The organism is Natrinema sp. H-ect4, from assembly GCF_041894845.1.
Lineage (GTDB): Archaea > Halobacteriota > Halobacteria > Halobacteriales > Natrialbaceae > Natrinema.
Map to the genome: position 1 here is coordinate 36,520 of NZ_JBHDYC010000013.1, position 22,597 is coordinate 59,116.

At 64.4% G+C, this 22,597-nt stretch carries 21 protein-coding genes and 1 tRNA gene; 7 read left to right on the plus strand and 15 right to left on the minus strand.

The window, feature by feature from the left end:
• Positions 1 to 59: 59 nt before the first annotated feature.
• The 4 genes from trpG to trpD are packed head-to-tail and all read right to left on the minus strand — an operon-like array spanning position 60 to position 4,080.
• Positions 60 to 716, minus strand: coding sequence for an anthranilate synthase component II (trpG, locus tag ACEWFR_RS16590; protein ID WP_374062095.1), 657 nt, complete (start codon positions 714 to 716; stop codon positions 60 to 62).
• Positions 713 to 2,401 (minus strand): anthranilate synthase component I, encoded by a 1,689-nt coding sequence (gene trpE / locus ACEWFR_RS16595; protein WP_374062096.1) that lies wholly within the window; start codon positions 2,399 to 2,401, stop codon positions 713 to 715. Before trpE ends, trpG begins: the two co-directional genes overlap by 4 nt.
• A gap of 9 nt (positions 2,402 to 2,410) precedes the next feature.
• Complete coding sequence (locus tag ACEWFR_RS16600) at positions 2,411 to 3,061, minus strand: phosphoribosylanthranilate isomerase (RefSeq protein ID WP_374062097.1); 651 nt, start codon at positions 3,059 to 3,061, stop codon at positions 2,411 to 2,413.
• Positions 3,058 to 4,080: an anthranilate phosphoribosyltransferase gene (gene trpD / locus ACEWFR_RS16605; RefSeq protein ID WP_374062098.1), complete on the minus strand. Its 1,023-nt coding sequence runs from the start codon at positions 4,078 to 4,080 to the stop codon at positions 3,058 to 3,060. Before trpD ends, ACEWFR_RS16600 begins: the two co-directional genes overlap by 4 nt.
• Positions 4,081 to 4,270: 190 nt before the next feature.
• Between trpD and ACEWFR_RS16610 the strand changes: the two genes are divergently transcribed.
• Positions 4,271 to 4,345: transfer RNA gene (locus ACEWFR_RS16610), tRNA-Val, on the plus strand.
• A gap of 454 nt (positions 4,346 to 4,799) precedes the next feature.
• On the opposite strand, the gene ACEWFR_RS16615 is transcribed toward ACEWFR_RS16610, so the two are convergent.
• The 3 genes from ACEWFR_RS16615 to ACEWFR_RS16625 all read right to left on the minus strand — a co-directional run bounded on the left by ACEWFR_RS16615 (position 4,800) and on the right by ACEWFR_RS16625 (position 7,057).
• Positions 4,800 to 6,227 carry a sodium-dependent transporter gene (locus ACEWFR_RS16615; protein ID WP_374062099.1) on the minus strand — a complete coding sequence of 476 codons (1,428 nt, stop codon included), beginning with the start codon at positions 6,225 to 6,227 and terminating at the stop codon, positions 4,800 to 4,802.
• A gap of 224 nt (positions 6,228 to 6,451) precedes the next feature.
• Positions 6,452 to 6,709 (minus strand): hypothetical protein, encoded by a 258-nt coding sequence (locus ACEWFR_RS16620; RefSeq protein ID WP_374062100.1) that lies wholly within the window; start codon positions 6,707 to 6,709, stop codon positions 6,452 to 6,454.
• Positions 6,710 to 6,847: 138 nt separating this feature from the next.
• The gene (locus tag ACEWFR_RS16625) at positions 6,848 to 7,057 is read right to left on the minus strand and encodes a hypothetical protein (RefSeq protein WP_374062101.1); all 210 of its coding nucleotides are present in this window, start codon (positions 7,055 to 7,057) and stop codon (positions 6,848 to 6,850) included.
• 153 nt (positions 7,058 to 7,210) lie between these two features.
• Here ACEWFR_RS16625 and ACEWFR_RS16630 point away from each other — a divergent pair, with 153 nt between their 5' ends.
• Positions 7,211 to 8,119, plus strand: a complete 909-nt coding sequence (locus ACEWFR_RS16630; protein WP_374062102.1) for an AEC family transporter — start codon at positions 7,211 to 7,213, stop codon at positions 8,117 to 8,119.
• Positions 8,120 to 8,188: 69 nt separating this feature from the next.
• Here ACEWFR_RS16630 and ACEWFR_RS16635 read toward each other — a convergent pair whose 3' ends face one another.
• The 4 genes from ACEWFR_RS16635 to ACEWFR_RS16650 all read right to left on the minus strand — a co-directional run bounded on the left by ACEWFR_RS16635 (position 8,189) and on the right by ACEWFR_RS16650 (position 11,102).
• Positions 8,189 to 8,923 carry a hypothetical protein gene (locus ACEWFR_RS16635; protein WP_374062103.1) on the minus strand — a complete coding sequence of 245 codons (735 nt, stop codon included), beginning with the start codon at positions 8,921 to 8,923 and terminating at the stop codon, positions 8,189 to 8,191.
• Positions 8,924 to 9,009: 86 nt separating this feature from the next.
• Positions 9,010 to 9,792 (minus strand): YihY/virulence factor BrkB family protein, encoded by a 783-nt coding sequence (locus ACEWFR_RS16640; protein WP_374062104.1) that lies wholly within the window; start codon positions 9,790 to 9,792, stop codon positions 9,010 to 9,012.
• 152 nt (positions 9,793 to 9,944) lie between these two features.
• Positions 9,945 to 10,697 carry a CAP domain-containing protein gene (locus tag ACEWFR_RS16645; RefSeq protein ID WP_374062105.1) on the minus strand — a complete coding sequence of 251 codons (753 nt, stop codon included), beginning with the start codon at positions 10,695 to 10,697 and terminating at the stop codon, positions 9,945 to 9,947.
• 63 nt (positions 10,698 to 10,760) lie between these two features.
• Positions 10,761 to 11,102 carry a lycopene cyclase domain-containing protein gene (locus ACEWFR_RS16650; protein WP_374062106.1) on the minus strand — a complete coding sequence of 114 codons (342 nt, stop codon included), beginning with the start codon at positions 11,100 to 11,102 and terminating at the stop codon, positions 10,761 to 10,763.
• 107 nt (positions 11,103 to 11,209) lie between these two features.
• Here ACEWFR_RS16650 and ACEWFR_RS16655 point away from each other — a divergent pair, with 107 nt between their 5' ends.
• Entirely contained in the window at positions 11,210 to 12,367 is a 1,158-nt protein-coding gene (locus tag ACEWFR_RS16655) for a CBS domain-containing protein (RefSeq protein WP_374062107.1), read from the plus strand.
• Positions 12,368 to 12,589: 222 nt separating this feature from the next.
• Here ACEWFR_RS16655 and radB read toward each other — a convergent pair whose 3' ends face one another.
• Positions 12,590 to 13,330, minus strand: coding sequence for a DNA repair and recombination protein RadB (gene radB / locus ACEWFR_RS16660; RefSeq protein ID WP_374062108.1), 741 nt, complete (start codon positions 13,328 to 13,330; stop codon positions 12,590 to 12,592).
• Between the two features lie 337 nt (positions 13,331 to 13,667).
• Between radB and ACEWFR_RS16665 the strand changes: the two genes are divergently transcribed.
• On the plus strand, positions 13,668 to 14,447 hold the full coding sequence (locus ACEWFR_RS16665) for a hypothetical protein (protein ID WP_374062109.1): 780 nt from the start codon (positions 13,668 to 13,670) through the stop codon (positions 14,445 to 14,447).
• A gap of 128 nt (positions 14,448 to 14,575) precedes the next feature.
• Here the strand turns inward: ACEWFR_RS16665 and ACEWFR_RS16670 are convergent, their stop codons facing one another.
• Positions 14,576 to 16,054, minus strand: a complete 1,479-nt coding sequence (locus ACEWFR_RS16670) for a hypothetical protein (protein ID WP_374062110.1) — start codon at positions 16,052 to 16,054, stop codon at positions 14,576 to 14,578.
• Positions 16,055 to 16,080: 26 nt separating this feature from the next.
• On the opposite strand from ACEWFR_RS16670, the gene ACEWFR_RS16675 reads away from it, so the two are divergent.
• Positions 16,081 to 16,503 (plus strand): toxin transporter, encoded by a 423-nt coding sequence (locus ACEWFR_RS16675; protein WP_374062111.1) that lies wholly within the window; start codon positions 16,081 to 16,083, stop codon positions 16,501 to 16,503.
• Between the two features lie 502 nt (positions 16,504 to 17,005).
• On the opposite strand, the gene larC is transcribed toward ACEWFR_RS16675, so the two are convergent.
• On the minus strand, positions 17,006 to 18,328 hold the full coding sequence (gene larC, locus ACEWFR_RS16680; protein ID WP_374062112.1) for a nickel pincer cofactor biosynthesis protein LarC: 1,323 nt from the start codon (positions 18,326 to 18,328) through the stop codon (positions 17,006 to 17,008).
• 209 nt (positions 18,329 to 18,537) lie between these two features.
• Between larC and ACEWFR_RS16685 the strand changes: the two genes are divergently transcribed.
• Positions 18,538 to 20,766 (plus strand): CDC48 family AAA ATPase, encoded by a 2,229-nt coding sequence (locus ACEWFR_RS16685; protein WP_374062113.1) that lies wholly within the window; start codon positions 18,538 to 18,540, stop codon positions 20,764 to 20,766.
• Between the two features lie 130 nt (positions 20,767 to 20,896).
• On the opposite strand, the gene ACEWFR_RS16690 is transcribed toward ACEWFR_RS16685, so the two are convergent.
• Positions 20,897 to 21,976, minus strand: a complete 1,080-nt coding sequence (locus tag ACEWFR_RS16690) for an ATP-binding protein (RefSeq protein ID WP_374062114.1) — start codon at positions 21,974 to 21,976, stop codon at positions 20,897 to 20,899.
• A gap of 74 nt (positions 21,977 to 22,050) precedes the next feature.
• Here ACEWFR_RS16690 and ACEWFR_RS16695 point away from each other — a divergent pair, with 74 nt between their 5' ends.
• A complete protein-coding gene (locus ACEWFR_RS16695) occupies positions 22,051 to 22,566 on the plus strand; it encodes a hypothetical protein (RefSeq protein ID WP_374062115.1) in 516 nt (171 codons plus the stop codon).
• Positions 22,567 to 22,597 lie beyond the last annotated feature (31 nt).

A 22,597-nucleotide genomic window follows, 5' to 3' on the forward strand; every position in this document is an offset into this window, starting at 1 on the left:
GGCGTACTGCGCTGTTCGTTCTCGGAATACCCCTGCCGTCCCACGCAGTCGGTCGCCGCTCAGACCGACTCGAGGAAGTTTTCGATGATATCGTGTCCGACAGCCGTGAGCACGCTTTCCGGATGGAACTGGACGCACTCGAGGGGATGCTCGCGGTGGCGCACGCCCATCACGAGCGTGTGGTCGCCGTGTTCCGCGGTCGCCGACACCTCGAAACAGTCGGGGACCTCGGTCGCGATCAGCGAGTGATACCGGCCGGCGCGAAAGCCCTGCGCTAAGCCCTCGAAGACGCCGTCGCCGTCGTGGTCGACTGCGGAGGCCTTCCCGTGGATCGGTTCGGGAGCACGGCCGATAGTCCCGCCGTACTCGTAGACGGCGGCCTCGAGGCCGAGACAGACGCCGAGCGTCGGTACATCGGGAGACACCTCCCGGAGCACGTCCATCGTGATGCCGACGTCGCGGTCGTTTTTCGGATGCCCTGGCCCCGGGCTGATGATGATCGCGTCGGGATCGACGGCGCGCACGGCCTCGAGCGAGGCCGTATTCTTCAGAACCTCGGTTTCGGTGCCGGGCAGTTGGCTGACGTACTCGACGAGGTTGTACGTAAAGGAGTCGTAGTTATCGACGAACAGGACCGTCAGCGGGTCCGCGTCCCTGTTCTCGTCTCCGCCCCCGTCCGCGTCGGCGTCCATCTCGTCGGTTGTGGTCACGCTCATCGGCTCACCTCCGCCGTCGCATCGAGTTCGTCGTCCGGACTCGAGTCATCGTCATCGGTCGGCAGTTCGATCGCCTCGAGCGCGGCGAGGACGCCGCCCATCTTCTGCTCGGTCTCCTCGTACTCGGCGGTGGGATCGCTGTCAGCGACTAACCCCGCGCCGGCCTGGACCGTGATTCGATCGCGGTCGCCCTCGTCCTCGACCGTCGCAGTCCGAATCACGATCGCGAAGTCCGCGTCGCCGGTCCACGAGTAGTAGCCGACGCCGCCGCCGTAGAGACCGCGGGGGTCGGACTCGAGGTCGTCGATGATCTCCATCGCCCGGATCTTCGGCGCGCCCGAGAGGGTGCCAGCGGGGAAGGACGCTCGCGTCGCGTCGAACGAATCGGCATCGTCGGCCAGCGTCCCCGTCACCGTCGACTCGATGTGCTGGACGTGGCTGTACTTGAGGACGTTCATGAACTCATCGACGCGGACCGATCCTGGCTCCGAAACCCGACGAACGTCGTTTCGCGCGAGATCGACCAACATCGTATGCTCGGCGCGTTCCTTCCCGTCGGCCAGCATCTCGCCCGCGAGGCGGCGGTCCTCGACGGGACTCGAGCCGCGGTCGCAGGTGCCGGCGATGGGGTTAGACATGACCTCGCGCCCGCGGACGGAGATGAGCGTCTCGGGGCTGGCACCGACGACGGTGAGCTCGTCGTGATCGAGCAGGTACATGTACGGCGACGGGTTCACGTCCCGCATCGCCTCGTAGAAGCCGAGCGGGTCGACATCACCGTACAGCTCTCGTGTCCGGGAGATGACGCCCTGATAGATGTCCCCGTCGAGGACGTGCTCTTTGGCTCGGCGGACGCTTTCCTCGTAGTTCGCCTTCGAACCCGCGATCTCGTCGTCGCGGACGAACCCGCCTGTCTCGGGCCGCTCGGCCTCGCGCAGCGTCGCCGCCACCGCAGCGGCTTCGTCCCGGAGCGCGTCGTATACCTCGTCCGGGTCGTCGTCGGCCTCGAGGACGGGCGTAAAGACCAGCGAGAGCGTGCCGTCGCGCTCGTCGAACGCCAGCGTTTTCGTCGTCAGGAGGAACTGCGCGTCCGGGAACCGGGAGTTGGGCCGCTCGCAGCCGACTTCCTCGAGCCAGAGGTCGTAGACCGCGTCGTAGGCCAGAAAGCCGACCAGCCCGCCCTCGAGGTGCTGACGGTCGTGGTCGGGCATGTTCGCGAGACGGACGTCCGGCATCGCGGTTCGGAGCGCGTCGACGGTATCTCCGTCGGCTTCAGATTGCATCGCCGCGAGCGGCGCATCCTCTGAGAGAGCCTCGACGGTCGCCTCGCCGGACTCGACCGTCACGACGGCCTCGGGATCGTATCCGACGTAGGAGTACCGCGCGTGGCGCTCTGCGTCTGCGGCGCTCGGACGGAAGGCTCCGTCCGGGTCGCTCGAGGCGGTCTTCTCGGCGCTCTCGAGCAGGAAGGCGTACGGCGCGCGCTCGCGGTCGCTTGCGGCCGTCCGGCCGGTAAGCGCTGCGTAGGCAGCGAGCGGGGTCGTCTCGACGTCGAGGGTGGCGACGGTGCGAACGACGGTGGGTCGGTCCGAGCGGTCGGCGCTCGACCCCGCGTGCTCGCGGAACGTCTCCCGATCGATGTCGACCGTTGGCGGCTCGGATACGGTGGCGGTAGAATCGTCCATGTGTGTCAGTTACGGCTGTGCCGGTCGGCGGGCGTTTTTCGCTCGGTCGACGAACGATCGCACGGCGTCGATGTCCTTGACGCCGCCGCGTTTCTCGACGCCGCTGGCCACGTCGACGGCAAACGGGTCGACGGTCCGAACCGCGTCGCCGACGTTCTCGGGCGTGAGTCCGCCAGCGAGGATCAGCGGCGACTCGAGGTCCGCGGCGGCCATCCGGGTCTGCTCCCAGTCGTGGGTTCGACCGGTTCCGCCGCCGCCGTCCTCGCCCGCCGTGTCCACGACAAACCCGTCGACGATGTCGTCGTAGGTTTCGGCGGTCGTCGCATCGTCAGCGTCGACCGCGAGCAGGAGCTCGACCTCGAGTTTCGCGCGCAGGTACGCGAGGTCGCCGACCCGGATGTCGCTATGGATCTGAATCGCATCGGGTTCGATCGTCTCGACCAGTTCGATCGCCTCCTCGGGCCCCGCTGGCATCGTTACCAGCACGCTCGTCACGAACGGTGGCGTCGCCGCCGCGAGCGCTGCAGCCCGCTCGAGCGAGACCTCTCGCGGGGTGTCGACCGGGACATCACAGATAATGCCGACCGCGTCCGCGCCCGCGTCGACCGCCGCCTCGAGGTCGGATTCGGTGGTCAGTCCGCAAACCTTGACGCGGGTCATCGCTCCTCCCCAACCGGCTCCGCCGTCGCGCCGCGGAGTCGGTCGAGTTTCCGCGCCGCGGAGCCGGAGTCGATCGCCTCGCGGGCCGCGTCGGCACCTGCCTCGAGCGAGTCCGCTTCGCCGGCGACGTAGATCGCCGCGCCGGCGTTCGCGAGGATGACGTCGCGCTTCGCGCCGGTCACGTCGCCATCGACGATCCCGCGCATGTCAGCCGCGTTTTCCTCGGGCTGGCCACCGGCGATGTCGTCGATATCGTGTTCCGTGAGACCGAGATCCGCGGGCTCGAGCGTGTACTCTTCGACGGAGTCGCCGTCGACCTCGGCGGCGACGGTCTCGCCGTGGATCCCGATCTCGTCGGTGCCCGCGCCGTGGACGACTAGCGCGCGGTCGATGTCCATCCGTGACAGCGCGTCCGCGAGAACGGGGACGAGTTCCGGATCGTAGACGCCGACGATCTGCGCGTCGGCCCCGGCCGGATTCGTCAGCGGCCCGAGCACGTTGAATATCGTCCGCATGCCGAGTTCCTTGCGCGGCCCGATGACGGCCTTCATCGCCGGGTGGAACACCGGTGCGAGCATGAAGCCGATGCCGTCGGCTTCGATGGCTTCCTCGACAGCCGGCGGTTCGGCCTCGACGTGCACGCCAACTTCCTCGAGCACGTCGGCGCTGCCCGACGACGACGAAACCGAGTAGTTGCCGTGCTTGGCGACCGGAACGCCGGCCCCGGCCGCGACGATGGCGCTCGTCGTCGAGACGTTGATTGTGTTGTAGTCGTCGCCACCCGTTCCGCAGGTGTCGACCAGCGGCTCCCGGTCGGGATCGATCGTTCTGGCCGCGTCGCGCATTCCCTCGGCGAACCCGGCGATCTCGGCCTCCGTTTCTCCTTTCGCGCGTAACGCCGCAAGCAGCGCGCCGATCTGTGCTTCCGTCGCACCCTCGAAAACGGCCGTCGAAGCCGCTCGAGCGTCCGATTGCGTGAGATCTTCACCCTCCGTCACTCGTTCGACGTATTCCTGCATAGTGGACACCAATGTACGTAGTTGTCTTACAATGACCAAATGAGTACATAGACTTAAGCGTATCGTCCCGGCGCGTGGGGGCGACTCGCGTACGGCGGTCGATTCGAAACCTTCAATTGTAGCGGCGGGCAACGACTGAGTGCAGACAGCGTGACGACGCACGTCGGGCTGTGTGAACGCGAAACCAGGCGGGTTGGTAGTCTAGTCTGGTTATGACACCTCCTTGACATGGAGGAGATCGGCAGTTCAACTCTGCCCCAACCCATTACGCTTCCTGCGAGCAAATCCTCGAGCGGCTTATTTGTTCTAGTATCAGTAGGTAGGAGTACGATTTCGTTATTCAGGGTACTGCATGAAATTCGCGGCAAGTACAGGCCAAAGAGTGTGCAGTAACCGCGAGCGACCCGACGACCGACCCGGAGAGCGCGGCGCGAAGCGCCGCGGCAAGGTGAGCGGCCAAAGGCCGCGAGCCAGGGGAGGGAAGAGTGTCTTCGTGAGCGGAGCGAACGCAGGCTCGGAAGTCGCAGCCAGCGAGGGATCAGCGATCCCTCGGGCAGTCGGCGCGTAGCGCCGACGACCGCGAACGAAGTAAGCAGGAACGTCTTCCGGTGCGTTTCATCGAAGCTAAGCGGGAGCGAAGCTCCCGCGAGGTCCGAGAGAGCGAAGCTCTCTCGAACGACAGCGCAAACGTTCGGTTTGCAGTGAGCGTCTCGTCTCAGTCAGTCCGCGCTCTCGCTCGGTTGCGGTCGGTTTTCGGAGACGGAACGGTGGGCCACGAAGACGAGCGCTATCACCGTCAGCAGCGTCGCGACCAACAACAGTTCCGTTCCCGCTGAGAGTCCGACGAGGGCCGCGACATCGGCGTAGAACGTAAAGAGGAGAAACGCCGGGAAGAGGGTCCCGATCGCGTATCGCCACGGGACCACCAGTGGACGCGAGAGCTGTCCCGCACCTTCGAGGTACTCTTCGATCGCGGCCGGACCGAGGACCCAGGCCGTATACACCATGAACCCGGTCAGACCGAGCATCAAGAGGAGATCGACGAGGTGGTTCGCGAACAGCGTAAACACCGCGGGGCTAAACGCGTTCACGCCGCCGGTGAGTGCGACCAGCGCGAATAGCCCCCGGGTCGCCGTCGACCGCTCGAGATCGAACTCGTCAACCAGAAACGAGACCGGAATCTCGAGCATACTGATCAGACTCGTCAGGGCTGCGAGGAGGACGACGAGGAAGAAGGCCGCGCCGAGAAGTCGCCCGCCGGGCAGGCTCGCGAACGCGCCGGCGATCCCGACGAACAGGGCACCGGGGCCGCCCTCAGTCGGCCCCGGCGCGAACGAGAACAGCAACGGGAACACCACGAGTCCGGCCAGGATGCCGATACCGAGATTGAACACGGCGATAGCCGAGGCGTCGAGGGGCAGCGAGCGGTCGTCGTCGACGTAGGAGGCGTAGGTAATCATCGTCCCGCTGCCGATGGAGAGGGTGAACAGCGCCTGGCCGGCGGCCGCTCCCAGTACCGAGAGGAAGTTCTCCGCGAGGTAGGCACCGTCGAATTCGAGGTAGAACTCGTATCCCTGCGCGGCGCCGGGTTGTCGGGCCGCCCAGATCGCGAGTCCGACGAGCAACACGACGATGCCGGGTATCATCACCTTCGTCGTCGCCTCGATGCCGCGTCTGATCCCCGCGGCGACGATCAGAGACGTGGCCGCGAGGACGGCGAGTTGGAAGCCGAACGCTTCGGCACCGTAGCTGATCGCCGCGAAGTGGGTTTCGGGATCCGCGAAATAGGCACCCGTCGCGCTCTCGAGGAAGTACCGAAGGATCCAGCCACCGACGACGCTGTAGAACGACATCAGCATGATCGAGGTGACGACACAGAGCACGCCCAACGCCGTCCAGAACCGCGATCCGGCGAGTGATTTGAACGCCCCCACTGGGTTCCGATTCGACCGTCGACCGATCACGAACGTGGCCAGCAATCCCGGAACCCCGACGACGAGGACGATGAGCAGATACAACAGCAAAAAGGCGCTCCCGCCGTTCTCCGCGGTCATCCAGGGAAATCGCCAGATGTTCCCCAGTCCGATCGCGCTTCCGACCGCGGCTATGATGAATCCGGCGCGACTCGCCCAACTCTCACGTACCATCCTGTCTCAGGGAACCGACTCGGCGTGCATAAGAATTGTTTATCAGTGGCTCAGCTCAGTCGCGGTGACAGAATCAGGGGCGTTAAACACGACGCTTACCCCGGCCAGCCATCCGTCCTTACCAAATTGACCGTTTCAGTTTCGGATTCAATTCCGAATAACGGAATCGTTTCTAACTACTCATAGCTCGAGTTCGTCGATACTTCTCTCTCCCAGCCTCGAGCTCACGCGTCGCTCTCCCAGTCGGTGAAACAGTCGGCGGGCTCTACGTCTCGTATCGCGTCCATCCCCTCGCTCGGAATGTGGCGAAAGCAGCGTGGTTCGTCCTCCGTCTCGGCGATCCACGCCGCTTCATCGCCACAGACCGCACAGGTCGGAGCGCCGCCGACTCGCAGCGCGACCCACCAGCGAAGGCGCTGCAGTCGGTTTCGGAGCCCCGCTCTGATTCGGGTCGGAATGTCCGACAGGGTGTTCTCGGTCACTGTGATTCGATCTCCTCGAAGCTTTCCACGTCGTCCAGCGCCATGAACGTTTGATCGTATCGGGCGACGCGGTCATCGCTTTCGGTCTCGAGTCGGCTCGACCGGACGAGTCCGTCCCGCTGACGCTACCGTTCGCGTTCACTCCGTTCGGACGAGCCGCCCGAAGACGAGCGCAACCGCGGCGAACAGGACGAGGACGAGCAACAGCTCCGAAAACGCCTGAACCGTCCGGAGACCGACACGGCCGACGACGATGAACCCGGCGGCGAGAACGACGAGAATCGCTCCGAGCAATAGAGTCGTCGTCGTTCGCCTCGTGCTCCACGCATCGGTCGGTTCTGACAACATGACTAAGGGGTTTCCCGCCCGGTCTCGTTACGTTTCCGAGACGTGTTCCAGGGTGAACAAATCGTTTCCCACAGCGTTCGTGTCGGGGTATATCCCCCGAAACCGTCGCTCGAGATCGAACGGTACAAACCCGCGAGTCGACTCGAGCGGGATATGGAAGTCGTCGGTCGGCTGCTGGCGTTACTCGTCGTGTTGCTGGTCGGTGCCGGATTGCGGACGACCGGGATCCTCGACCGGCGGCGGACCGAACTGTTGAACGCCGTCGCCTACTACGTCGCGCTGCCGGCGCTGATCTTCGTTTCCACCTACGACAGGTCGATCGGGGACCTCCTCTCGCCGGCGCTGCTCGCTGGCCTCCTCGTCGTGCTGTTCACGACTGCCGGACTCGCCGCGCTCGTCCATCGAAATCGCAACTCGAGGGGGCGCCGGAGCGTCGCGATCGTCCAGTCGTATCACTCGAATTTGGGCTATCTCGGACTGCCGCTGGTCGCCGCGACGTTCGACGCGTCGGTGACGGCGATCGCGAGCGTCGTGCTGGGCGTCGTGACGCTGACGCAGTTGCCGCTGACGATCCTCGTCCTCTCGACGCTCAACGGTACCGACGCCTCGATCGCGCGCGAACTCCGCGGACTCGCGACGAACCCCATCCTGGCGACGCTGATCGCCGGCCTCGCGGTCGGTTCCCTCGGGATCTCGATCCCGTCGTCCGCCGCGACTGGCCTCGATGCGGTCGGCTCACTCGCCCTGCCCGTCGCGTTGCTCTGCGTCGGGGCGTCCCTGCAGGTCGACGCGCACTCGATCGACGCCGGGGCGACCGCCGCCGTCGTTGCGCTCAAGATCTGTCTGATGCCCGCACTCGCGTGGGCCGTCTTCTCCGCGCTCGCCGTCGGTCCCGCGACGTTCACCGCCAGCGTCGTGATGCTCGGGACGCCCACCGCCGTCTCGACGTTCGTCTTCGCGAACGAACTCGGCGGCGACCGGGAGTTCGCGTCGTTGAACGTGTTCGTCACGACGCTCGCCTCCGTCGCGACGCTGTTCGTCCTGATCACGCTGGTTAGCTAGCGTTGCGGACGGCTTCGGTCGCCGCCCCTCGAGCGACGACGAAACGGCGACGGATCGGCGAACCGTCTACTATCGCGAGAAGAACCCCTTGAGTCGGCTGAGCAAGCCGGCTCCGTCGTCGGAATCGGCGGCGTCGTCGCTCGTTTCGGCAGCCGCGTCAGGGTCGACCGACCCGGCGAGCGGGCCGGCATCGTCGGGCACGTCGGTATCGCCACCGGAGCCGCCGGCTCCCGACCGTGTCGTCTCGATATCGTCCATGGAGAGGTCGATATCGTCGATCTCGGGAGTCGACTCGCGACCGTCACCGGCCTCGGCCGCGCGAACGTCCGCGCCGGTGACGGTGCCGTCGTCGACGCGGGTCGCGAGGTCCTCGAGCGACGCGTCGTCGGGAAGCGACGATGCGGCCGCGTCGACCGACGCCGGGTCGCTCGCGTCCGCCCCCTCACCGGATCGGGACGCGATGTCGTCGGTCGTCGGTTCGTCGGCCGCCATTCCATTGGTCGTGGCATCGACTTCCTCGTCGGCCGTCGGAACGTCGGCCTCGTCGACTGCGGTCGTGACGGTGTCACTCGGTTCGTTCGTCGTGGTCGGTTCGTCGCTCGAGTCCGTCGACTCGGCTTTCGTCGACTCGGCCTTCGTCGCGTCGAGCGAGTCGAGAATGTCATCGACGCTCTGCTCGGAGACGACGCGCCGGGGGCCGCCGCTCGGCTCGAGGGTCTCGCTCGAGCCATCATCGGCCTCGACGTCGTCGGCCGCGCCGGGGTCGTCGGTCGCGGCGGTGGAGGGTGATCGCTCGTCGCTCATGGTCGTGGTCTGTCGCTGCCGGGGACATAATCTTTCCCCTGTGCGGGCGATACAGAAAATAGGATCAGTGATGCTATTCCCGGCCGCTATTCCGCGATTGCGGGTCGCGATCGGACGACGTTGAGAACGGCACCGACGAGGATGATGATGCCGGCGAAGTAGAGCCAGGTGACGAACAGGAGGACCGCACCGACGGCGCCGTACGCCTCGTACTGGCCGGCGTTCGACGCGTAGAGCTGGAATCCAATCTGGAGGACCGTCCAGCCGACAGCGGCGAAGACCACACCGGGGATGACCTCTGTCAGTTCGACGGGAATCGGCGGCAGCACGTAGTAGATCGGCAGGAAGACGAGGATGAGCCCGCCCAGCAGGACGATCCAACCGAGCAGGCCGGCGAAGGGAACGGAGTCGGCGACGACCTGAAGCATGGCGCCGATTCCGATCATGAGGGTGAGCGCGCCCGCGCCGGCGACGATCACGGTGAGTCCGTCCCTGATCTGGTCGACGATCGAGTCCTCGGCCACCTCGTCGTAGACCTTGTCGAACGCCAGGCTCAGCCCGCGGAAAACCTTGAGCGCACCCCACGTGGCGACGGCGAGCGCGACGATGGTTGCCTCCGCACGCCCGGATTCGGTCGTGAGCGCCGCGGTGACCAGCTCTCCGCCCGACGCCGGGAGAAAGTCACCGGCAACGGTGATCAGGCGCTGGGCCGCTTGCTCGCCGCCGACTAGCGAACCGACGACGAGCGCGAGCAAGATTAGCGGGATCAGCGAGACGAACGCGTAGTAGGCGAAGCCGGCCGCGAGAAAGGTCAGATCGCGGTCGCTCGCCGTTCGATAGATAGTCGTGAGCGTTTCCGGAACCTCCATAGTGAACGTACGTTTTTGCGGTCTATGAACCTGTAAGTCGTTCGCAATTCCTGTGAGCCGATCCGTTTCGCGGTTTTCGTTGCGCCTGTCAACGCTCGGAACGGACCCGCCGGTGAATCGGTTCCCGCTCGAGGCGGAGCGGTCCCGGCCCATCACCACTCCCGACAGAAGTTCTGCCCTGCGTAAACCTCACCGTCATCGGTGATGTAGACACCAACTCCCGCCCGATCCCAGCTGGGCGTGTCGCCTTCCTCGAGGATGGCCTGCCGGTGGGACGTGGAGTTCATCCACTGGTTTACCAGCCCGGTCGCGAGCCCCTCGGCGGTCCGATGGCGAACGGTTCCGTCGCCGCCGGGTCGTTCGACGGGGCGGTCGAGCCACGTCTTGGCGATATTTTCGCCGTATCCCGGACAGTAGTTACTCACGTCCTGAAACCGGTCATAGGGCCCCTCTCTGTCGGGATTTCTGTGGGCAAAGTAGTCGCGATCGTCCATATCCTCGCTGTGGGCGCGCGCGACGGACGCGATCGTTCCATCCCATACGAGCGGCTCGAGGCCGTGTTCGGCCCGGCGTTCGTTGACCTCCGCGTGGACGAAGTCCTCGACGGTCGCAGAGTGAACCGCCTCGACGTCGGTTTCGTAACTCGAGTTCCCCGGATCGTCGGGATCGGTCACGTTCGGGTTCCGTTCGCCGGCCGGCTGCACGTCGGAACTGGGCGACGGCCGTTCCTCGAGGCCGAGCCCGTCGATGAGTTGCGGTGCGAAGAGGGCGGTTCCGAGGGCGAGCGAACAGACGAGTGCGACGGCGACGAGGAAGTTCACCAGACCCCGAAGCAGTGCGCGGTCACCGCTCTCGTCCGCGTCCGTTTCGTCCGTCTCGGTCGTCGCGAACCGACGACTATCCATCGAGTCGACTGACGGTCCGTGCGTACAAGATAGTCGCGGTTGCTTACAGTCAGTGAGAGGCACCTATCGGTGCGCTGATGGCTTCGAGGGCGCCGCCACCTCGTCGGATTCGTCGCCGAAGATCGACTCGTGGATCCCGATGACGAGCCCGGGAACCACCGCCATGAACAGGTGTTCCTCGAGCGGAATGCCAGCGATATCGACGCCGGTCCGCAGTTTGATGTCGAAGACGCCGACGGCGAGGGTGTAGCGGTCCCAGACGTAGGCGATCGGGTACAGTGCGAGGATAGTAACCGCCGCCTTCCGGAGCGCGTTCGCCCGGCACAAGAGAAGCGCGGCGACGAGTCCCCAGACGATTTCGGTGACGAGGTATGTGTATCGGCCGAAGACAGTAATGTCGTACATTGCGAGACGTTTCAACGGCCCGTACAAAAATCCCGGTGCCTGGAGCCACCCCGGCCAAAACGGGCAGTATCTTAAATACCCCCGCGGCACTACGTTCATACAGACAGATGAATATCGCTGATATCGCCACTACGGAGTTTATCGAAGTCGACGTTGGGACGCGAATGGGAAAAGTTCGTTCGATGTTCGAGAACGGTAATCCCAAGGGAATCATCGTCACAAACGACGGGGAGTACGAGGGCGTCATCAGCGAGCGGGAGGTGCTCCAATCGCACGTCGAGGACGACGCCAAGGTCGCGGCGCTCACCAAACCCAGCCGAAGCACGCCGTCGCCCAAGGTCGACCGTCAGGAGGACATTCGGGAGACCGCACGCGTTCTCGTCGAGAGCAACGCCAAGGTCGCCCCCGTCTTCGAAAACGGCGATCTCTGGGGGGTTATCACCGATGACGCGATCCTCGAGGCGGTACTGGAGAACCTCGACGCGCTCACCGTCGAGGACATCTACACCGACGAGCCGATCACCCTCACCGAGGACGATGGGATCGGCAAAGCGATCAACCAGCTGCGTGAACACGGGATCTCGCGACTGCCCGTGATGAACGAGAACGGCTACCTCTCCGGGGTCGTGACCACTCACGATATCGCCGACTTCGTCATCCGAGAGAACCACACGACGACGACCGGCGACCGGGTCGGCGACAGCGACCGCCTGCTCGACGTCCCCATCTACGACATCATGACGAGCCCCGTCGAGACGACGACACTCGACACGAGCGCCAAGGCGGCCGTCGAGGCGATGCTCAAGGACGATTACGCAGGGCTGATGGTCACGCCGAAGGACGACGACCGGGTCGTCATCGGCGTCATCACCAAGACGGACGTCCTGCGCGCGCTGACGTTCACCGAGGAAGATCACATGGACGTCCAGATCACCAACATCTCGATGCTCGACACCATCACCCGGGAGTCGATCGTCGAGAGCATCGAGCAGGTGTCGGACAAGTACGCAGACATGCAGGTGATGCACGCCCACGTCCGCTTCCACGAACACAACGAGAAACTCCGCGGTACGCCGCTCGTGCAGTGCCAGATCCGCCTGCGAACGAACAAGGGCCAGGTCGCCGGCACCGGCGAAGGCTACGGCGCGGAGAACTCGTTCCGGGTCGCACTGGACAAACTCGAGCGCAACGTCCTCGAGGTCAAAGGCGTCACCAGCGACGAGGAGTACCGCGGCCAGTTGCTGCGAAAACTTAACCAACTGTAGTCGGAGACTCATCGAACCGTCGCCGGAGACTCATCGAACCGTCGCCGGAGTTATCCGACTTCAGTGTCACCGCATTCGGTTTTTCGGCAGTCCCGTCACGTCGATCGCTTGAGCGTCACGCTCCACCATCGACGACCCGTCGTCGGGGTCGCAACCAGCCGATGGAGCCACGGAGCCACGGAGCCACGGAGCCGACGGAGCCACAGAAATCAGACGGCGCGATCAGGACCAGGCGGCATCGTCACCGCCCTCGAGTCCGGTGTCAGTGATCCGGAACTGAACCGAGTCCCCGACGGGTTTCGAGCGGTGTTTCTCGAGGGTCGCGCGTCGCTTTCCGCCGCGAAAGCGTTCGAGACGGACGACCGTTCCGGTCCAGTGCTCGAGGGTGTTCCCGCCGAGCCCCCGGGTGCGATCCGAGTCGGGATCGGCGAAGACCTGATTCGTCAGGACGACGGCGAGGTCGTGTTTCCGGGCCAGCGAGAGCAGATGAGTCACCTGTCGGGTGACGCTGCGTAACGCCTCGCCCTCGTCGCCGTCGGCGGTGCGCTCGAGGCGGTAGAATCCGGTCGCGCTGTCGAGGACGATGAGGTCCGCGCGCTCGGCGAACTCCTCGGCGTCGCGGACGGCTTCGGCCTGTTCTTCGAAGTCCAGTGCGTCCTCGATGACGATCCGCGAGGCGACGGCCTCGACATCGTCCGCGTCACCCCCATCCTCGTCTCGAGGCGACTCGGTGTCGACGGTGGCCTCGAGCAGTTGCTGAAAGCGATCGACGGAGACGCCTTCGGTGTCGATGTAGACGACGGTGCCGCCGTCGACCGCCGTTTCGACGGCCGCCAACAGCGCGAGATTCGTCTTTCCGGCGGCCGGCGGGCCGTACAACTGCGTGACGGCCCCGCGTTCGAACCCCCCACCGAGCAACTCGTCGACCGGACTACAGCCGGTTGAAATCGCCTCGTCGGTCACGGTTCGAGTTGGCAGGGGACCCGCAAAAAGGCCCCGGAACGGCTGCCTCCGTCCGCTCGTCGACTCGAGGCGTTCACCGTGGTCTCGAGACTGCCGTCTCCCCGCCCGACAAGTGTGCCGCCGTGCTACTCGTGGATCTTCTCGACGGTGGCATGACACGGACTACTGCGAATCATTTCCGGCGCACCTGCATGATGGGTCATGGGTGCACCGGTACACAGTGACAGCAGGCCGTATGCTACACTGGTACTGCTTCGTCTGCTCTACTCATGATTCGTCTCACCGCTCGAAAAGAGCGTTCGCGCACGTTTATTGCGTTCGGGGCCGAAGCGCAGGTGTGATCGTCGTCGCCACGACAGACTTCGAGGTGTACCACGGCGTCGTCAACGAACTCCGCGAGCGCGGGACGACGTTTACCACGGTCGAACTCGACGACGAGCTGCCGGACCACGCCGACGTGGTCATCACCGGGACCGATCACGCCGACGATTTCGCCAACGTGACGACGATCGTCGCCGATTCCGACGACCCGAGGCGGGCAGTCGACCAGGCGCTGGCCGCGGTTCGCGGCGACGGCGGCCGGACGATCATCGGTGTCGATCCGGGCCGCAAGCCTGGTATCGCCGTCCTCACCGGCGAGACGGTCGTCGCCGCCTTTCAGGTGCCACTGGGCGACGCCGTCGACCTGATTCAACGCGAGGCCGCCGAGGCACCCTCCCCGGTCGTCCGCATCGGCGACGGCTCCCGCCTCGAGAGTGCGAAACTGGTCACCGATCTCGACGACGTCCGCGTCGAACTCGTCGACGAGACGGGGACGACCCCCTACCTCGGCACCGGGACGCGAGGAATGGGTGACGTGCTCGCTGCGGTCAATATCGCTCGGCTCGAGGGGGAGGTCGTCGACGCACGAGAGATCGATCCGACTGAGGGGGAGATTCAGGTTATCAAAGACCGCTCGCGCGAACAGAGCGAGCACAATCGGGCGATCGACGAGGTGCTCGCCCGCCGAGTCGCTGCGGGCGAGTTGACGATCGGGGAAGCGCTCGCCGAGCACCGAGACGATGGGGACACGTCAGCGAATGGGTCCGCGGACACTGACCGTTCCGGGGAGTCGTAGCCCTACTCGTGTCGAAACTCCGCCTCGAGAATGTGGCGATGAGTGATGACCGTTCTCGATACTGAAATTAAAAGAAACGGGAACGGTCAGTCACGTCGGTCGAAAATCGACCGTGTGACGGAACGCAATTACGCTTCGACCCAGACGTTCGCCGAAGAGACTGATGCGAGCTGGATGTTCTCGTTTTCCTGCATGCTCATCTGTGAACTGCTGGCACTGCCGCCGTCTTCGGCGACCGCGACGGACGTGTGCTGCTCGTTCATGTTCTCCTGCGTGACGAACTGCTGCTGTTCGATCGCTGCGCTGGCCTCCTGGTCGATGGCGTTCGTCTGTGTCGCGTTGCCGTCGTAATCGTACGACATACCGGGGTTGGACGCGTCGGCGTCGCCGCCGATGGTCACTGTCGTACTCATGGAGCGCGTGACGTCATCGGAGACGTAGCCCGGGCTCGCGTAGACGTTGAGCGCGTCAGCGTAGGCGATCTGCGCGTTGTAGTTTTGCTGGTACGCTAACTGGGTAGCGCTGGCTTCACTCCCATCGAACGCAATGGCGAGAGCAGTGTTTTGCAGATTAATGTTCTGCTGTTCGACACCCTGCTCTTGGTTCACACCAGTGGTCGCCGTCTGCTCGGAACCGTCGGTAACACCGTCTTTCTTGTCCTTCTTATCGGGTTCGGTGAGTTCGGTTTCGGTCGTCAGGACGTCACCGTTGACATCGCCGGCGGTGGCGATATTCATCCCCGGCGACGACGCCATCAGGTTCGTAGCGTGGGCGTGTCCGATCTGCGTGTTGAGGTTGCTCTGGTCGGTGAACTGAACCGCCGTGGCGGTACTGTTCTCGCCGACTGCGATAGCGATGGCAGCGCCCTGTTCGTTAACGTTCGCCTGCTCGACGTCCTGTTCTTGTGCGAGCGATGCCGTCGCAGTCTGGTCGGCGTACTCGCCATCACCGATGTAGACGTTGGTCGCGTTCGCGGCACCTTCCTGCAGGTTCTCGTTCCGTTGGTAGGACTGCTGGACCGCCGTCGAATCGCTGTCGTTCACGGCGATGGCGAACGCGGTGCTCTGTGCGTTGTAGTTCACCTGTCCGACTGCCTGAGACTGGGTCACACCGACCTTGGACTTCTGAGTGACCGTCTCACCGTCGCCATCCTCGTCGGTGACCGCCCAGCCGTCGAACTGCTGGCCGTCACCGTTTCCGATGATGATGTTGACGTCGTCGACGTTATCGAACTGCGTTTCCGCGGTTCGCACGTCAATGTTCTCGGCGGTTGCCTCACCGGCTTGTTCATTGTCGTTTTGCTGGTTCGCCTCCTGGATGGCAGTCGCCTCTCCGCCGTCGATCGCGATGGACACCGCGGGGCCTCGCTCGTTGATGTTGACCTGGTCGACGTCCTGATGCTGAATGATCTCAGCAGTCGACTCGCTCGAGCTATCCGCGTGTTCTTCGACGTACTCTTCCAGCGACTGATCACCCAGGTCGGCACCGAAGACCAGATACAGGTCTTCGCCGTCCTCGAGTGCGTGTACTGTTCCAGCGTCCAGTTCACCGTCGCCGCCCGCGGTGGCCGCGGGCACACCGGCTGCCACCATCGACAGGGCGACCATACAGGCTATAAGGAGTGTCGTAGTTCGTGAGCGTCTCGTCGTGTTGCTTGTCATTGAACCTTGGATCTGACCAACCAATGACAAAACGTGCAATCGCGATGACACTGGCGGTAGCATTGATCGGGAGCGTACTTTTCGCGGGATCAGCAGCTGCGTTCGAAATCGATACCGAATTCGACCAGGAACAGGACCAGGAACTGGAACAAGAGGCTGAGTCGGAAGTCGAGCAACACCAGCACGTCAATCAGGTGAACGCAAACGCGGGCGGCGGTCAGATCGCGGCCGCTGACGACGGCAGCGAGGCGGAGAACGAAAACGAAGTCGAACAATCGAACGAGAACGAACAGATCGGCGTGTCCGGTGCTGCAAACTACGCTGATCAAGACGCCGAGCAGGATGGTGAAGTCGAGACAGAAACTGAGTTCGACGACTACTTCGACCTCTTCTAACGCTCGAGGTCGATACTTCTCGTAGCGGGTACTCACCCGCTTTCGGTTTCATTTGTTTGGAACGAAGATTCAGGACTAGACCGATCGAAATTTCGAACGAAGTCCGAACCGCTCGTCAACCACGAACCCAGCTAACTCAACACGAATTTATGTGGAAGAGACTCCGCGAATGGCTATCCACGACGGACACGACCGACGGCAAAACGACCGTCTCGAGTCGATCCCGTTCCGAGCAGCGTCCACTCTCAGGAAGCACGGCCGAGGTATCAGATCGAACCGTCTCGATATCGCGATCGATATCCGCAACGGATCGAAACGAGAGTGTAACAGCGGATCACACCGCCTCGATTTCACAGAGCACGTCCGCGACCGCGTCGAATTCGAAATCCACGACAGTCGTAACACGGACCGATAGAAACGTCGAGGTGTCGGTTGGTGATGACGAATCGGGATCGAACGGCGACGCGACCGACTGATCTCGGCTATCCCACGGCGGATACGGTCACGCTCGATCAGACGGGAACGACTCTTCGAACGCACTCTCGGCCTGCCGTCGTATCTTTCGAATCGGAACTCCCGCTTTTCGAGCAACCGCCATCGTATCATCGTACTCCGCACTCACGTCGTACACCTCACCATCGGCATCGCTCGCGACTTTCACGGTGACCTCGTACTCGTCGCCGTCGATCTCGAGCGTCACGGTTTCGAACTCTCGGTTCGCGATCCACCGATGCGTCACGCCCGCATCCCGAACCCCGAGCGTTCCCGTCTCTTCGGCCAGCGCTCGAGCGACGCGCTCCCGATCCGCGGGCTTGCAGATGACCTTCACGAGGTGGCCGGGACGGGACTTCTTCATCGTCGCGGGGAGGATCGAGACGTCTCGAGCGCCCGCGTCCGCGAGGGTCTCCTGGAGCCCGCCCAGCACTTCGGGCGTCGCGTCGTCGAGATTCGTCTCGAGGACCGCGATATCGTCTTTCGCGAGTTCGCCTTGCCCTGCTCCGTCTCCGACCAGTATCCGGAGGACGTTCGGATGGGGATCGAGATCGTAGCCGCCCGCGCCGTAGCCCGACGCCTCGAGTTCGAGCGCGGGCAGCGCGTCGATTCCGTCGGCGACGTGGCCCAGAATCGCCGCGCCGGTGGGCGTGAGCAACTCGGCGTCGACCGGACCGCCGCGCAGCGACCAGTCGGCCCGTTCGGCGATTTCGACCACCGCCGGCGTCGGCACGGGGTACTCGCCGTGACTCATCGAAACCGTCCCGCCGCCGGTCGCAAGCGGGGTGGTGACGACCCGTTCGGGCTCGAGGTCGTGAAGCAAGGCCGTGGCACCGACCACGTCCGCGATCGCGTCGTCGGCTCCCACCTCGTGGAAGTGAATCTCCTCGAGTGCCTCGCCGTGGACGCTCGCCTCCGCCTCGCCGAGCAGTTCGAAGATCGCGAGCGCGTCGCGTTCGACCGGCGGCTCGAGGTCCATCTCGGCGACGATCTCGCGGACCTCGAGATAGCTGCGGTGGGGGCCGTGACCCTCGGCTCGAGTGCCGTCGTGGTCGTGCTCGTGACCCGAATCGCCCTGGTCGTGGTGGTGATCGGTGTCGTGGTGGTGATCGTGGTCGCGTCCGTCTCCGTCGCTCTCCTCCTCGTCCGTCAGCAACACGTCGACCGTCGTTGCGGCGATGCCGCACTTCGTCGTCTCGTCGATCCGATACTCCACCTCGAGGGCGTCGGTCACGGGCTCGAGGACGTCGGGGTCGGCACCGGCGTCGAGGAGCGTGGCGAGGATCATGTCGCCGCTCGCGCCCATGCGACCGTCGAAAGCGAGGATTCGCATGCCTACGTTCCGGAGGGGGAGACGCAAAAAGCCACCTGTCCCGGTCTTCGACGGGCTGTCGATACGGCCAAAACCGACCGGGTCCGGTACATCTTTGTAGCGTCCGGTCGCATCTATCTATGGTAGTGACTAGCACAGAGATGTGGGTTAACACAAAACCTATCCGCTCACGAACCGGAGTAAAAGACATCGCCGTCCATCCCTAAACCATGAACGAAGTCCAACTGGAGGTCGCGAAAGCGTACCCGAACGACTCGGGTCGTGGTATCGCCCGACTCGACCCGGACACGCTGTTGCATCTGAAGCTGAGTCCGGGCGACATCATCGAAATCGAGGGTGCAGACACGACTGCCGCGAAGGTCTGGCGTGCAGACCGGCAGGACTGGAACACGGACACCGTCCGCATCGACGGCTTCACCCGTCAGAACGCCGACGTGGGCATCGGCGAACGGGTGACGATCCGAAAGGCCGAAGCGACGAAAGCTGACAAGCTCACCCTCGCGCCGCCGGAGGAGGCGTCGGTCCAGTTCGGCTCCGACGCCGCCGGCATGGTGAAACGGCAGATCCTCAAGCGTCCGGTCGTCGGCCGCGATATCGTCCCCGTGATGAGCTCGACGAATCATCCATTCATGCGGTCGCCGGGCCAGGCGATCCCACTCATAGCCGTCGAGACCGAACCGGAGGGCGTGGTCCTCATCACCGAAGACACCGACGTCGAACTCCGCGAGGAGCCGATTTCGGGCTTCGAAAAGACCGGCGGCGGGATCACCTACGAGGACATCGGCGGCCTCCAAAGCGAGATCCAGCGGGTCAGGGAGATGGTGGAACTCCCGATGAAGCATCCGCAGATCTTCAAGAAACTCGGCATCGAGCCGCCACAGGGCGTGCTCCTGCACGGTCCGCCGGGCACCGGGAAGACCCTGCTCGCCAAGGCCGTCGCCAACGAGACCTCCGCCAGTTTCTTCTCTATCGCCGGCCCGGAGATTATCTCGAAGTACTACGGCGAGTCCGAACAGCAACTCAGGGAGATCTTCGAGGACGCCACCGAGGAGTCGCCGTCGATCATCTTCATCGACGAACTCGACTCCATCGCACCCAAGCGCGAGGACGTCACGGGCGAGGTCGAACGCCGCGTCGTCGCACAGCTGCTGACCATGATGGACGGCCTCGAGTCGCGAGGCCAGGTTATCGTCATCGCGGCGACCAACCGCGTCGACTCGGTCGATCCCGCGCTGCGCCGGCCCGGCCGGTTCGACCGCGAGATCGAGATCGGCGTCCCCGACGAGACGGGCCGCGAGGAGATTCTGCAGATCCACACCCGCGGCATGCCCCTCTCGGACGACGTCAGCCTCGGCCACCTCGCCGACGAGACCCACGGCTTCGTCGGTGCCGACATCGAGAGCCTGACCAAAGAGGCGGCGATGAAGGCGCTTCGGCGCTACCTCCCCGAGATCGATCTCGACGAGGAGGATATCCCGCCGAGCCTGATCGATCGGATGATCGTCAAGCGGACGGACTTCCGCGGGGCGCTCAACGAGGTCGAACCGAGCGCGATGCGGGAGGTCCTCGTCGAACTTCCGAAGATATCCTGGGACGACGTCGGCGGCTTGCAGGACGCCAAAGACCAGGTCCAGGAGTCCGTCGAGTGGCCGCTCTCGAACCCCGAGCGGTTCGATCGGCTGGGCGTCGACCCGCCCGCCGGCGTCCTGCTGTACGGCCCGCCGGGAACCGGAAAGACGCTGATGGCGAAGGCCGTCGCCAACGAGACCAACGCGAACTTCATCTCCGTGCGCGGCCCGCAACTGCTCTCGAAGTGGGTCGGCGAATCGGAGAAGGCCATCCGACAGACCTTCCGCAAGGCGCGGCAGGTCTCCCCGACGGTCATCTTCTTCGACGAGCTCGACGCGCTCGCGCCGGGCCGGGGCGGTGAGGTCGGCTCGAACGTCTCCGAGCGGGTCGTCAACCAGCTTCTGACCGAGCTCGACGGACTCGAGGAGATGGAGAACGTGATGGTCATCGGCGCGACCAACCGGCCGGACATGATCGACCCCGCATTGCTTCGCTCGGGCCGATTCGACCGGCTCGTCATGATCGGCGAACCCGATGTTGACGGCCGCGAGCGTATCCTCGAGATTCATACCGAGGACACGCCGCTGGCCGCCGATGTCACGCTACGCGAAATCGCCGAGATCACGGACGGCTACGTCGGCAGCGACCTCGAGTCGATCACCCGCGAAGCGGCCATCGAGGCCCTCCGCGAGGACGAGGAAGCCGACATCGTCGAGATGCGCCACTTCCGACAGGCCATGGAGAACGTCCGGCCGACGATCACCGACGACATCCTCGACTACTACGAGCAGATCGAAGAGGAGTTCCAGGGCGGCACGAGCGGCCCCGATCCGTCGGGTCGTCGCGGCAGCCGCATCGGCTTCCAGTAGTCCCGGTCGTCGTCCCGGTTCATCGACGCATTTGCGGATCGATTTTCGGTTTTCGCTGGTAGACCGCGTGAGTATCGGTGACAGATCGGTCTGGTAGCTGACGGTATCTCTGCTTGAGCGGAGCGAATCGTCACTCCACCCGTTCATTCTCATTGCAGGCCACACTGCCGCTCACGGTCGGACTCGTTCCCCCGTGGGGTGTGTCTCGAGGCCGAATCCGGGCAGCGTGGATCGTCTCCGTTGCGTCGTCGATGACGAGGACCTCCCCGGGCGCGTCCGGCAATCGCTCTGCATCGGCCAGCGAGCCGTTCACGTACGTCGGTTGTGCGTGCTCGAGTGCCGCCAGATCGTCTCGAGCGGTCAGTCGGTGTGCACAGAGGATGTCCGACTGTGAGATGCCGACCTCGGGGACGGCACTCGGTCGTTGGGTCGCGGCAACCAGACTGACGCCAGGCGCACGGCCCCGCGTGAGGATCGTCTCGAGGGCGGGTTCGGCCACGCCGTCGAAGAACGCGTGGGCCTCGTCGAGCAACAGCCAGGGGAGCCGATCGATCGATTCGCGGACCCGCGCTCGGTACAGCGCCTCCGCGACGCCGCGACAGACGGCGTTCATCGGTGCGGCCGCGAGCCCCGAGATGTCGACGACCGATATCTCCGGCCCGCCGAGGGCCGTCGCATCGAGTCCGTCGGGGTCGAAGACGCCCCACGAGTCGGCGAGGCGCAAGTGGTTGGTCGCGGCGCGCACTGCAACCCTCGAGGCATCGGTGGACGCGACGTGTGCCAGCATGTCCTCGATCGTCGACTCGTTCTGTGCGGCCCGCCAGAGCAGGCTGCCAGCACCGCGTTCCGGCGAGAGGCCGAGCAGTTCACACCACGATCTGGGATCGAGGGAGGCGGCCGTGACGGTCGGTTCACCGACGACGCTGGCCGGCACTGCCTCGCCGTCGGCCGATTCCGCCAGCGTGTCGAACGCGCCCATCGGATCGACGAGAACGGGCGCAACGCCGCGTGATCGAGCCAGATTTTCCGCGATAACGCCCATCGTGTAGGACTTCCCGTAGCCGCGCTTGCCAACGAGCAACATCGCGTGTGGCCCGTCGAGATCGAGGTGGAGGGGCGCACCGTCGCTGCCGTCGAGCGCTCGGTAGGAACCAAGGCGACCGACGGGGCCAGCCTCGCGATCGCCGTCGCGGCCCAGTACGAAACTCACGGGGGGAACTGCTGCGGCATCGTATTTGAAGCCACGAGCCACCGTTTAAATGCGAAGCCGCGGCCAAGCGAGGCGTGACTTCGAAACGGACCGACTCGGATTCGACGGATGGAACGAACCGGTCGCAGTCGTCGTTCGCTCGAGACGATCGCGCGATCGAAGGACTCCCGATTCGGCTGGTGATCGCGCTGGTCGTCGGCGTCGCGGCGCTGGCGATCATGCTGAACATGCTCGGCGGAATCGGCAGCGTGGGCGATACGGAGGTGACCGTGAAAATCGCCGACGCCGATCAGGTGATCGATGCGGATGCGACCGGCAGCGACGCGAAAGTGGACGTCTACGCGATGGACGAAAACGGGAACAACGTCTCGGACGCGACCATCGTCGCGACCGCTGACTCCGCCCAGCTAGACGGTGTTCTCGACAAACCGACCGGCGATGACAACCACGCAGAACTCGATTTCGACGGCTCGCAGAGCCTTCGAGCGGATCAGGACATGGGAACGATCCAGCTCGAGGTGATCCCGCCGTCCGACAGTAACTACATCGACGAACAGCCGAATCCGAGCATTCGGGTCGTCTCCCGATAGCGATGATCGAGACGAACGATGACCGATACGA

Bases quoted from the DNA above. Each gene is read 5' to 3' on its own strand.
- trpG (WP_374062095.1), bottom strand. From the start codon at position 716: ATGAGCGTGACCACAACCGACGAGATGGACGCCGACGCGGACGGGGGC.
- trpE (WP_374062096.1), bottom strand. From the start codon at position 2,401: ATGGACGATTCTACCGCCACCGTATCCGAGCCGCCAACGGTCGACATC.
- ACEWFR_RS16600 (WP_374062097.1), bottom strand. From the start codon at position 3,061: ATGACCCGCGTCAAGGTTTGCGGACTGACCACCGAATCCGACCTCGAG.
- trpD (WP_374062098.1), bottom strand. From the start codon at position 4,080: ATGCAGGAATACGTCGAACGAGTGACGGAGGGTGAAGATCTCACGCAA.
- ACEWFR_RS16615 (WP_374062099.1), bottom strand. From the start codon at position 6,227: ATGGTACGTGAGAGTTGGGCGAGTCGCGCCGGATTCATCATAGCCGCG.
- ACEWFR_RS16625 (WP_374062101.1), bottom strand. From the start codon at position 7,057: ATGTTGTCAGAACCGACCGATGCGTGGAGCACGAGGCGAACGACGACG.
- ACEWFR_RS16630 (WP_374062102.1), top strand. From the start codon at position 7,211: ATGGAAGTCGTCGGTCGGCTGCTGGCGTTACTCGTCGTGTTGCTGGTC.
- ACEWFR_RS16635 (WP_374062103.1), bottom strand. From the start codon at position 8,923: ATGAGCGACGAGCGATCACCCTCCACCGCCGCGACCGACGACCCCGGC.
- ACEWFR_RS16640 (WP_374062104.1), bottom strand. From the start codon at position 9,792: ATGGAGGTTCCGGAAACGCTCACGACTATCTATCGAACGGCGAGCGAC.
- ACEWFR_RS16645 (WP_374062105.1), bottom strand. From the start codon at position 10,697: ATGGATAGTCGTCGGTTCGCGACGACCGAGACGGACGAAACGGACGCG.
- ACEWFR_RS16650 (WP_374062106.1), bottom strand. From the start codon at position 11,102: ATGTACGACATTACTGTCTTCGGCCGATACACATACCTCGTCACCGAA.
- ACEWFR_RS16655 (WP_374062107.1), top strand. From the start codon at position 11,210: ATGAATATCGCTGATATCGCCACTACGGAGTTTATCGAAGTCGACGTT.
- ACEWFR_RS16670 (WP_374062110.1), bottom strand. From the start codon at position 16,054: ATGGTCGCCCTGTCGATGGTGGCAGCCGGTGTGCCCGCGGCCACCGCG.
- larC (WP_374062112.1), bottom strand. From the start codon at position 18,328: ATGCGAATCCTCGCTTTCGACGGTCGCATGGGCGCGAGCGGCGACATG.
- ACEWFR_RS16685 (WP_374062113.1), top strand. From the start codon at position 18,538: ATGAACGAAGTCCAACTGGAGGTCGCGAAAGCGTACCCGAACGACTCG.